This window comes from Idiomarina baltica OS145 (assembly GCF_000152885.1).
GTDB classification, from domain to species: domain Bacteria; phylum Pseudomonadota; class Gammaproteobacteria; order Enterobacterales; family Alteromonadaceae; genus Idiomarina; species Idiomarina baltica.
Window position 1 is genome coordinate 366,349 of record NZ_CH672403.1, and the last position, 11,941, is coordinate 378,289.

Here is an 11,941-nt window from a genome sequence, read left to right on the forward strand (position 1 = left end):
ACGATCTTTACATTTACGCTCGAAACGCTGTCAGCGATTAATTCGTTTTGAAACCGCGTTTAAGAATACCGACTTTTTACTCACAACTAAGGTCAGTTTTTTCTTCGCTCGAGTGACCCCTGTATAAAGGAGTTCTTTAGTTAGTACAGGTGAGTCATGCTGAGGTGTTACTAATACGGTATGCGCAAATTCTGACCCTTGAGACTTATGCACTGTCATCACATAAACGGTTTCAACATGATTTAGGCGACTCGGTAATACCCATTTTACTTTTCCGTGACTGTCAAAAAACGCCACTCTCAAGCGACCGGTCTCGGGCATCCGAAACGTGACACCGATATCTCCATTGTTCAACCTCAGCCCGTAATCATTTTTAGTGACCATAACCGGACGACCTTCATACCACCGGTCGGCTTCAACGCCCAAAACATCGGCAACATATCGATTCAGTGCATGAGCGCCCCAGGGTCCATTGCGTAAACCTGTTAATAGCTGAAATGTTGCGTATGCATCCAGCACTGCCGCTGTATCGCGTTGTTCAGCGGGGGCTTCGCGCCATTGTTCGAGCGCTCTTAAGTAGTGCGAAAAACCCTGTTTTATCAACAGGTCAAAACTATCCTGACGGTCGTGTTCCAACATCAACCACGTGACAATATTCGAGTCATACTCCGACACTGGCGCGCTAAAGAAGTGCTCGATCGCCCGCGTATTCTGGTCGTTAATTGAATTCGCAACGTCCGCAATAGCCTGCTCAAAACGTCGTGTTTGACGCAGCATCACCACGTGCTGTAAGCGCTTGGGCCCGGCCTCATCCTGATACTGGATTAGCGCATCCCGTTGTGCATGGGTACTGGCCAAACTGTTAATCGTCGATGACCAATACCCCCCTTTCTCGGCCCCTTCACACAAGTTACCTAAAACAGCACCCGCCTCTACCGAAGCCAGTTGATCCTTATCACCTAGCAGTACCAATTGGGCCTGTGTCGGAGTCGCCTGAAGGAGTGCTGTCATCATTTCGATGTCTAACATTGATGCTTCATCAATCACTATAAGGTCGGCTCGAACAGGATTCTTTTCATGGTGACGATAACGGCGAGAGTTAGCGATAACTCCTAACAATTTATGTACAGTGGAAGCTTCTATTTGAATAGTCGCCAGCAACGGTTGAAGCGTTTCCGGTAACTTTGTTTGTAGTTCTGACAACGCCTCGTTGATAGATTCACTTAAGCGCGCTGCCGCTTTGCCCGTAGGTGCCGCAAGTTTAATACGCAGTGGTCTTCCATGGGCTTGTTGAAATTGTTGCTGCAGTACTACGAGCAACCTTACAACAGTGTATGTCTTGCCGGTTCCAGGTCCGCCAGTAATCACACTAAAGGCGCTTCTCGCCGCGTTAGCACAGGCCATTCGTTGCCAGTCTAATTGTTTGCTGGTATCACCAAACAAGGCGTCCAAGGTCATATTGAGCTGGTCATCGTTTACCTCAAGCGTATTATCCATCCGCATCTCGAGGTTTTGGCTGTTGTAGTGTTCACAATACCAATAGCGCCGCAAATATAAGCGCTCACCATCGCTACTTTTATTCAGAACCAATGGACTACTGTCACTATTGAGTGAAACAGATGTTTGCCAATCGCCTTCAAACACACTCAACTCATTGAGTAGTTTGCTAGGCAACGTGACGTCATGACTTCGCCCCGACGGCGGCAACGCCAAACAGCGCTCGGGCGACGCTTTAAGGTCCTCAAGCTTTAACGAGGTTAACCCTCGTCCAGCCTGGTGAGACGTCAGCATAGCGAGCGCCAGCATAGCGACATTTGTTTCTCCGCTGCGGAATAGAAAGTCGACCATGGCACGATCCAGCGCACGTATCCATTCATGCTCAAACCACTCATCAGCAATAGCACGCAAATAGCTCAGTCGTTCATGCGACATCATGGTTCTCCCTTCCTTTAAACAGAGCATCGAGCTCGGCTATGAGTTCATAGGGAGGTTTTGCTCGATAAACACCACCCGTTTCCGCGTGATTACCCCTTAAAAATAAATAGGCAATACCACCAACGTGCGTATCGTAATCGTACTCATCGCCTAAACGCTGTTTTAACTGCCGATGCAGAGCTAAGGTATAGAGTACATACTGCACATCGTAGCGACTCGCTAATATCTTATCGGTCATGGCTACTTCACTGTAATCATCGTCCGAGTCGCCCAGCCAGTTTGATTTATAGTCAACGACGAAATACTGACCTTGATGCTCAAACACCAAATCGATAAAGCCTTTGAGCATGCCGTTTAACTCGATGCTCTCTAAACGAGGTCGACTTTGCCCTGGGTGAAGATGTCGCTGGATTAACGCATCCAACTGTTCTGCTTCAAGCTCAATTACCGGTAACCAGAATTCAGGCTCGGCTTTATAGCTTGTAAGGTCACTCAGTGCCGTTGGTTGCATAGTGTCACTGAATACCATCGGAAGTGCTAAGTACTGCATAAGCCAATGTGCCAAATTATCCCGGTACTCATCCCAAACTTCGCCTCGCAGTTCTTGCGCGATAACATCGCTGAGCCGTTGTGGATCTGAGAGCACGGTCGAGAACCCTTCTATCGCGCAGTGTTCGAGAACGTTGTGTAAAAGCGTTCCTGGAGTCGCACCCTTCGGAAACTGATGTAAATGACTCGGTAAATAAGTCAAGTCATTTGCCTCAACATTACCCTCGCCTGTGGCGGTGTTTGCCTCCTCTAATAGGTTCATTTCGACTGCCGTTTGCGGACCTGACTGTGTGTAGTCATTGGCTGCTCGATAACGCAATGCGCTATAACTCGACACCCACCAGCGCTCAAGCAGTTGGGTTCTGGGCATCTCACGCGCCTTCAAAACCGTATATTCGGCAACTTGCTCTTGCAACGCTTCAAATCGCTCGTCGTCTTCTAGTTTGGAAACCACACTCACATCTGACTGTCCCCAGGCTTCGCTCGCAGCTTTATACAGATCGTCAGTTAGTGCGTCGTCACCAAGCAAATAAGCAAGCGGGTTATGCTCAAATTGCCCGACATTCTCGACTGTAATAAAAGTGGCGTGTTGTGCACGCGTTACGGCGACATAAAGCTTGCGTAAATCCTCAGCCAACAACTCATCTAACACACGCGATTTAGCAGAGTCGTCCTTTGACCAGAGCACTTGGACATCACCTTGTTCGTCATGATAAGTCATCGGTGGCTTAATACGATATTGCTCTTGTGGCGTGTAAGTTATAAAGGGCAAAAACACCAGCGGGTATTGCAAACCCTTTGATTTATGAATAGTAATAACTTTAACAAGATCGTCATCACTCTCGAGTCTGAGTTGTTGTTCATCGCGCTGCGTGCGGCTACTTGCACCAAAGCTCTGCCGCTCATAAACTTTCTCGGCAAAGTCATTAACCAACGCGGCCATGCCCTCTAACGCCATGCTGTTCTGTTGCAGCAGCTCCGCAATATGTAGCGCATCCGCCAATTTACGTTCGCCGTTGATTTTATCCTGTAACAAAGTTGCCGGCACCTGAAAGTGATGCATTAAACGATGTAGCATGGCTAAGACACCTTGGTTGCGCCATACTTCATGAAAATCAATGAAGGTATCGACCGTTCTTTCCCACGTGTTCTCGTCTTCCTGTAATTGAATTAATTCAGACAAAGATAAGTTCAGCAAGGGTGCCGCAACCGCAGTTTTCAGTGCGCTGGCATTTCGGGGCGCAGCACAGGCTTTTAAAATATAGAGTAAATCCCGCGCAACGGGTTGAGCATAAACCGATTCTCGCTCGGATAAATAAACACTTTTAACGCCCCTCGCTGAAAGCGCCGTACGAATAGCATCCGCTTCGGCGAAGTTATTAACCAAGATCGCGATATCCTTGGCACAAACACGTTGCTGCAAAGCATCGTTGTCATCATAGTAGCCCGCTTGCGGATCATTGAGTAAATTAACAATCAGCTGTGCATGATGACTTGCGAGGTGATTAAACGCGTCACTCTTTTTTCGCTTTTGTTCTGAACTTACGCTCCAGTAGAGCGCAGGCGCCGGCTCAAGCTGTTGACTTCGCAACCGATGTCTAAATGTTGTTTTTACGCCGTTCGCGGATACGGGTTCAAAGGGTAACTCATTTTTTTCTTCTTGCTTAAACAAGAAAGCCCCGCGTTCATACTGCTCGGCACGCTGAAAAAGATAGTTCACGGCTTCAACCATCTGTGTTGACGAACGAAAATTAGTTGCCAAACTATAATGCCGTCCTTCTGTATCACGACGCGCTTTTAGATAGGTAAAAATATCCGCATTACGGAAGCTGTAGATGGCTTGCTTGGGATCGCCGATTAAAAATATCCCCGTGTCTGGCAACGGTTCTTTTAGGCGATAAATACGATTAAAAATTTCATATTGAACGGGATCGGTATCTTGGAACTCATCAACCAATGCGATCGGGTACTGTTGTCTGATTGTCGTCGCTAACTGCTCACCATCCGGTCCTCGAAGCGCATCGCGCAGTCTTGTCAGCATATCGTCATGATTCATTTCAGCACGTTGATTTTGCAGCTCGGTGAAACGCGCTTTAACCCATTGAGTTGCATGACGGTTAATTAGCTCGTCAAAACCGCGCTTAATTTGATGTACCGCTTCAAATTTAGCTTTGAACTGGGCCACTTGAAGCCAGTAAGGTGGTAACTCAGCACCCGCTAATTTCTTCTCGTGCAGTTTTGTTAAATCAGTTTCACTGATCGTTCGCCAGTTAGCATCTGTGAACTTCACATCGGTTTGTGCGTCACTCGCACACCAGTCACCAAATTTTTGTATCTGTTTGGTTTTCTGCGCCACACCTTTAACACCTTCAAGGTCGGCTAACACGCGCTCAAATGCAGAACAGCTATGTTGCTTGAGCGAGTTCAGCTCGCTTTGGTAGCGCTGAGCTTCGCGTTGTAATCGCTCCGCGATATCATCGTCAACCTGTACAGACCCGCTGTCCTCCACGCTCGACAGCTGTGCCAAAATCTTGTCGGGAGTATCAAACACCGCTAGCAGAGCAGTTTGCGTAGCTCTATCACTTTGATAAATAAAGCGACGGAAGTAGTCCTCGGCCGCTTGCCGACGCAACTCCTCGTCATCGGTTTCAACATTTTGTGTAAACAGGCTTCCACTGGCGAATGCGTGTTCTTTAAGCATCGACTGACACCAGCCGTGGATTGTTTTTACAGCCGCTTCATCCATGGACTCGGACGCAAGCTCAAGCAGTCGCGCCAGGTAATTGAGTGATTCGCCTTGTGCTTCAGACGTGGCACGTAACTGCGTTAAAAACGGATCGGCAGCCACACTATCATCATCACGAAAATAACGCGCTGCTTCAGCGAGACGTGCACGAATACGGTCGCTTAACTCTTCAGTCGCCGCTTTGGTAAACGTCATCACCAGAATATTACGTGGCAAGAGGGGGGTCTCTAATGCAGCGTTGCTGTCACTATCAGCCCGCATGCCAATAACGAGCCGAACATACAGCGCTGCGATAGTATAAGTTTTCCCCGTCCCCGCACTCGCCTCTATCAGCCGACTACCCGCTAACGGAAAGTCCAAAGGATTTTGTAATACCTGGCTCATGACTTTTCCCCTCCCTGTTGTTCGACGAACTCAAACATGGGGCGGTACAAGGAATTTATAAAAAGTTTAAAGTAGCGCTGACCGTGTATGTCATTAAAGGTACCTGCTGTACGAGCACAATACTGTGCTGTCTGTACCAGCGGTTTACGTTGTGATGTGCCAACCTCATAGTACTCACGCAACGCGGCTTCAGCGGCTGTTTCATCATCTTCTTTACTCATCGTTTTTAAATAGATACGGGCTAAATCAAGATGCATTGCTATAGGCTCGCGGTACGCCAGTGAAATTAACTTTGTCATCGCATCAAGCTGAAAGTTAACTACATCAGGAGCAACTGCCGGCAACTTAAAGTGGCAGCCACCGCGAGACACGATATGTGTCACTGTTGGTTGTCGGCTATTTAACAGCAAATGTCCTACGTAATAAGGTGCGAAATGCTTCCATCCACTATCTGTAATGTTATCAGCCTTTTTTGCGGCGACCTGACTCGCCGTAGTAATAATCCAAGCACACTGTCCATTATCGTCCCAGTGCAAACCTTCAATACCCTCCTCAATAGTGACGTCATTATGTCGAACACCAACCCAATAAGGCGTTATATTTTGACGCGTGTACCCTTGCGCCACGACACCGTAGGTCTCTAGAATATCTTCAGCTTGCTGCTGAATGTGTTGTTGATGACGCTCCGCTATCATCGACGTACCAATCGCACCTTCTCGACGTATACGCGCCAGTTCTTCGTGCATCTGTTGCTCAGGCTCGAGTTCTTTCCTTACTGCTTCGCGCGTTTTATCCACCACCCGCTGTAACAGTTTCCACTCCGTTAACGCATCCAGTTGAAATGCCTCACGATCAATCGTTTCATCCGCGTCAACCGAAAAGTAAGTTTCCAACCGACTGTTAAAAAACAAACGCGCTGGCTCTTGAACAAAACGTTTAATATCGTTGAGGTTTACCGTCCGTTCATCCGCGAGGTCATCAGTAAGCGCAACCGAACTTGAAGACGATTGATGAGAGACGGAATCATGCGCCTGAGCCCACTCACTCGCGTATGAGAATACGCGCGAGCTGTCATCAAAGTAAGCTCGATTAAATGGCTGTAACTTATGCGCTAGCGTGTGCTCACTCAGATCGCTGTGCCATCCTTGCTGTAAATGTTCGCGTAGTTGCGCAACCAATACCGAAGGCGTGCGTGCGCTGTTATCTCGTGCGCTAAAGCCCACCCAGCTTACGTAAAAAACGTCACGAGCAGAGAGTAACGCCTCGAGAAATAGATAGCGGTCGTCATCTCGACGTGAGCGGTCACCGGGTCGATAACGTGATGCCATCAGATCAAAATCAATCTGACTGGTGTTTCGTGGATAATCACTCTCGTTCATGCCTAATATGGCAACAAACTTAAATGGAATAGCGCGCATCGGCATCAGCGTTGCAAAATTTACTGCACCGGCCAAAAATCGTTGATTTAAATTCTGCTCATCAACTCGGGATAGCCAAGACTCGCGGAATAATGCAATATTCAGTTCCGTTTTATTATCGGCCTCATCCACATGCTCGGCAACTTGATATAGCTGGTCGAGAATTTGGTTTTTCAGTAGCGCATCACTCGCCTCTTCCGACTCGAAAAAGGTGTCGATGAGCCACTCCGCTATGGGTAGCCAATCGCTATAAGTACGCGCCTCTCGCGAGTCATCCCACCAGCGCTCCAACTGCTCGATAAAATAACCGAAGCGTCCAACTAAGTCGGCACCTAGGCCGCCAATATCCGTATACGCAGCGATGTCTTGCCAGTCACTCTCTACTTCTGCGTAACCAATGCTATAGCCTGCCATCATTCGTTTGATCGCAAACCACCAACTATTGGTCTCATCGTCATCGGGCATGAAAAACAGTTTCCGGTGCTCAGCACTCAATCCCCATCGTCCACCCGCATTCGTCATCCAAGTTCGAAGTTGCTCGACATCATCATCGTCAATGTTAAATTGACGCTGAATCGCAGGTGTACCTAATAACGTCAGCAGATCGGTTTGGGTAAACCGAAGCTGATCACTCGAAAGCAGCAGCTCTAAGGCAATCAACAATGGTGCTCGATGACGCGACGTCTGATCAGCAATCGTATACGGAATAGCGCGCGTATCTTGTCCGTTACCATCTCGCGCATAGCGACCAAACACAGCGTCAATATAGGGCGCATAGGTATCGACATCAGGCAACATCACCATTACGTCTCGCGGCTTCAACGTGGGATCCTCTGCAAATGCCGCGAGTAAACGATCATGTAACACCTCAACTTCTCGCTGAGGACTGTGGCAGATATGAAACTGGACCGATTGATCCTGCACTGAAAGCGGCGACCAATGTTGCTGTGTTTCGTGCAGCGGCCTCAGGTTGAGAATGTCGTCTTGCAACTGTCCTAGCACATGCTCGGTGGCATGCGATTCAAACAGCTCCAGTGTCATATGACCCAATTCGGCCTGCTTTTGAATTGACTCATCATATAAATCGAGCAGGCGAATGTAGTCGCGACCCTGTTTACCCCACGATGCTAGCAAAGGGTGAGCAAGTTGATGCAACTCTTCGTCATTCCACTCCAACGGCATACCCGGTTTGTGAGCTAACCGCGACTTGGCTTTGACCACCTGTTTTAACTGTTCTTTTCCATCGACAATATCGGCCCAATAAAATTTTGACGGATTATGCACACACAACACGATCTGGCTGAGATGTTTTAAGGCATCGAGCACTTCTAGCATTTGTTGAGGTAAAGACGATATCCCAAACACCATAATACGAGGTGGTATCGTGGCGGGGCGTTGATTTAAAGCGCGTGCCGATTTAATAAATTGCTGATGTAAGGTGGCGCGGTTGTTCCACAAGTGTTCAGCACCAATGTCGTTTGCTACTCGACGCCATAACTCTGGTTGCCAAGCGTGCTCATTAGCGACAGGTTCGTCGTTATCGAGTACATCACGCTCGTTTAACCAGTTATCTAGCCAATCGGCACGATAGATAGCGTACTGATCAAATAAATCCGCTAAGCGTTCACTTAACTGATACAGCTTGCGATTATCGAGATCGTTAGCAATATAGTTTTTTAACGGCGTAAAACGCGCGTCCTGTTCGAGAACATCGGGTAGTAAGCGCAATAGTCGCCAACTCAAACGTGCTTTATCAAAAGGCGAGGTACGAGGTATATCGTCACCTAAAACGGCCCGATAAGCTTGCCACTGAAATCGCGCAGGCAACGTCACATCAATCATCGAAGCAATGCCGGCATGTTGTGCAAGGTTGATTTTTAACCACTGTGCAATACCGTTGCTTTGCACCAATACGGTTTCTTGCTCAAGTGGTGCAAGAGGAAACCGCTCAATAAAATTAACTGCGATATCCGTTAAGTCTTCCAATCGATGACTATGTGCAACAATGAACCCTGGCGCTTGATTAGCCAAACTCAACTCCTTTTACCCTTTCACTAAAGACAACGCTATGCCTATCCTAGGGCACTTAATGCCTTATCGATAGCGCTTTATCACGACCTTCACTGATTTAGTGGAAAAAATGATGATTTTTCGTGCAACTTTAGTAATCTTAAGGCAGTGTTATAGAAATACAAAAATTCAAAAATAAATGTCATCATTTGATCAATTGCTCTCGAAGCTATCAACTCGCTTAATTAACTCTCAGGGCTCAGAAACATCCCAATGCGTTTCTGAGGTCATTGCTGCCTATGGTGATTATTGCCAAGCGGACAGATGCTACATTTTTGAGTTTAATGAAGACCTCACAAGCATGTCGAATACGTTCGAATGGGTACGCGAGGGTTTCACACGACATATTGACGATCTTCAAAACGTCGGACACGACGATCTACCCTATTTTTTCGCCACGATGCGAAATGACTTTCGATTCGTATGCCCGGAAGTATCGCGCCTCCCTGACTCTGCTAAGGCAGAGCGCGACGAGTTTGAACGTGAACAGATCAAATCGGTGTTATGCATTGGTCTAGTGGCAAAAGGACGCCTATTAGGGTTTGTCGGGTGCGACAAGGTGCGCCAAAAATACCATTGGACTGAGGAAGACATTCAGCACCTGAGTTTAATTGCTGACATGATAGCGAACACCATTGAGCGTGAACGTACACACGCCGCGTTGCTCGAGACCAAACGAGCGCTTGAGTTAGCCAACCAACAATTAACTCAGCAAGCCAATATCGACGGCTTAACCGGTGTTGCTAACCGTCGCGCGCTCGATGAGCGTTTAGCCACGGAGATTAGACGTGCTAAAAGGCAACAAACGGGGATTGCGATGTTGCTGTTAGATATCGACGACTTCAAAGCCTATAACGATCATTTTGGTCACTTGGCGGGTGACGATGCGCTCAAAGCCGTTAGTCAAAGCTTAGCTCAACTGGTAAAGCGAGGTACCGACTTCGTTGCTCGTTATGGCGGTGAAGAGTTTGCCATTCTGATGTCTTCTGCCAATGCCAGTAGTGTATTAAAGATGGCAAACAACATCAGTGAACAAATCAGTCGACTTGCGATTACACATCCAAAATCACAGTGCGCAGACATACTGACTGTCAGCATTGGTGGCTATTATGAGCCACCGATTGCAGATTCGGAACTTGTTAAAACGAGTAAACGTTTGATTAAAAATGCAGATACGGCTTTATACCGTGCCAAGCTCGCTGGCCGCAACTGTATTCGCTTTTATTAACGCTTTGACAGCAGTGACTGCCACGCTTCGTTCAACGTTTCTTCCTCATGTTTATCACGGGCTTTCACCAACTCATTAAATTGCTGCTGCGCCCCCTGATGAGCATATAACTGCGCTAAGCGATAGCGTGCCCAATCAGCGCTTGGTAAAGATGTATCAGGTTTTTGCAGCGTCGTGAGCTCTTTAAGGTACCTATTTAGCGCAGTCACACCGTCAGCAGTTCGTGACTCCGAAAAGATACTCGTCCGAGCAAATTGATAATAACCCATCAGTCGCTCATTTAGCCTTTCAGCAGACATCATCCTTTCAAAAAGCTGAAACGCATCTGTCCAGTCTTTTTCCTCTTGCAGGACAAGCCCGTAATGGAGCTGAAATTCATAGCGTTCCGGGTAACCAATGTAACTTTGCTTGATAAGTGCTCTTGCATGCGCTTCGCCACCTCCAACGATACTTGGTGCATTTCGGTAATAACCGACCAGCCCCATAACCATCATCGGATTACTGGGCTCCAGCTCGACTGCCTTTTTGAAAGCTTCAAGTGATTCATTCGCGTAACTGAAGGCACTAAAAAAACTGCTACTTGCCTGTACCGCCATGACGCGCCCATGCCAGAACCAGGCATTAGCATCCTTTGGCTTATCCTGAATCCACTGCTGCGAAATCGTCTCAGCTTGGTCATATTGCTCCATGTTCAGCAGTTTCTCTATGTCGCTCCTTTGCGCGTTTGAGCAACAACTCCAAAAGAGCACTATCATGAATATTATTTTTTTCATATTAGACTCCTTTGCGCGTGTTTAAGGTTTCATACTTTTTGCTGTAGAAATAAATCGCAACGCCACCCAACACACCGGGCATAACCCAAAACAGTAACTGCCACTGACCGATATGTGCCAACGCATGCCTCGCACCAAAGGCAAAGAAGGCTGTGTAGACCGCGATACCGGAACCACACATGGAGCTTAAGTGTTCAATTAACCAACGATTGCGCGCTACATTTTTCGAAAATATATAAGACAGTATTTGATAGCCGTTGACGATACCCAGCACAGCAAAAATAAAGTGTAAGTAAGGACTGACCAATGCATGTTGTGCCATTAATACACCCTGCACAAAAAGCACACTGGCAACGACCATTAATAACACCGGCATTGCAACATAGTGCCATTTTCGTAGCGGTGCTCTATTTCCTTTCGTCTGCAATACTCGGTTCGCATGATGAATGGATGTAAAGGTCAGTAATGACAGAAAAAGAAGCAACGTCCAAAACATGCGTACCGTCGCTAGGGTATCTTCTGGCGAGGTCGATTGATTAATCAGCTGACCCTTAAAGTAGGTCGGAGCCACAAGTACCATCACCGACATCACTAAGGCTGAAATGGCTAACACATACATCGTGTAGGTGTAAAAGCGCCCATACTTACGGTGGTTGAGACTGCCTTTACGGGCCACCATCGGGATAACAAATAGAACCATAGCCAATGCACCTGCTAGGATATGCGTATATAAAAGAAAGGAATGTAATTGCAACATGGGTGTTCTCCGTCAGTTCACTGATTGAAAGCTTAAGCAACTCAAGCGCTCTTTGTGAGTGACAAAGGTCATGACTTAAAA

General features: G+C 47.4%; 6 protein-coding genes. 1 reads left to right on the forward strand and 5 read right to left on the reverse strand.

Translation table 11 applies throughout. The features are described 5' to 3' along the window. Positions 1-30: 30 nt before the first annotated feature. Genes recD through recC form a run of 3 tightly spaced genes read right to left on the reverse strand, consistent with a single transcriptional unit; the run spans position 31 to position 9,063 of the window. Entirely contained in the window at positions 31-1,935 is a 1,905-nt protein-coding gene (gene recD / locus OS145_RS03145) for an exodeoxyribonuclease V subunit alpha (protein WP_050749970.1), read from the reverse strand. Further along, entirely contained in the window at positions 1,922-5,614 is a 3,693-nt protein-coding gene (gene recB, locus OS145_RS03150) for an exodeoxyribonuclease V subunit beta (RefSeq protein ID WP_006954629.1), read from the reverse strand. The genes recD and recB overlap by 14 nt, the downstream gene beginning before the upstream one ends. After that, positions 5,611-9,063 carry an exodeoxyribonuclease V subunit gamma gene (recC, locus tag OS145_RS03155; protein ID WP_006954630.1) on the reverse strand — a complete coding sequence of 1,151 codons (3,453 nt, stop codon included), beginning with the start codon at positions 9,061-9,063 and terminating at the stop codon, positions 5,611-5,613. Before recC ends, recB begins: the two co-directional genes overlap by 4 nt. Before the next feature lie 178 nt (positions 9,064-9,241). Here recC and OS145_RS03160 point away from each other — a divergent pair, with 178 nt between their 5' ends. Next, positions 9,242-10,330, forward strand: a complete 1,089-nt coding sequence (locus OS145_RS03160) for a sensor domain-containing diguanylate cyclase (protein WP_006954632.1) — start codon at positions 9,242-9,244, stop codon at positions 10,328-10,330. Here OS145_RS03160 and OS145_RS03165 read toward each other — a convergent pair. Both OS145_RS03165 and OS145_RS03170 read right to left on the reverse strand, forming a co-directional pair. Next, a complete protein-coding gene (locus OS145_RS03165) occupies positions 10,327-11,103 on the reverse strand; it encodes a tetratricopeptide repeat protein (RefSeq protein ID WP_131382121.1) in 777 nt (258 codons plus the stop codon). The genes OS145_RS03160 and OS145_RS03165 overlap by 4 nt on opposite strands. 1 nt (position 11,104) lies before the next feature. Next, a complete protein-coding gene (locus OS145_RS03170; protein WP_006954636.1) occupies positions 11,105-11,860 on the reverse strand; it encodes a DUF2306 domain-containing protein in 756 nt (251 codons plus the stop codon). Between the last annotated feature and the right edge of the window lie 81 nt (positions 11,861-11,941).

Bases quoted from the DNA above. Each gene is read 5' to 3' on its own strand.
- recD (WP_050749970.1), bottom strand. From the start codon at position 1,935: ATGATGTCGCATGAACGACTGAGCTATTTGCGTGCTATTGCTGATGAG.
- recB (WP_006954629.1), bottom strand. From the start codon at position 5,614: ATGAGCCAGGTATTACAAAATCCTTTGGACTTTCCGTTAGCGGGTAGT.
- OS145_RS03160 (WP_006954632.1), top strand. From the start codon at position 9,242: ATGTCATCATTTGATCAATTGCTCTCGAAGCTATCAACTCGCTTAATT.
- OS145_RS03165 (WP_131382121.1), bottom strand. From the start codon at position 11,103: ATGAAAAAAATAATATTCATGATAGTGCTCTTTTGGAGTTGTTGCTCA.
- OS145_RS03170 (WP_006954636.1), bottom strand. From the start codon at position 11,860: ATGTTGCAATTACATTCCTTTCTTTTATATACGCATATCCTAGCAGGT.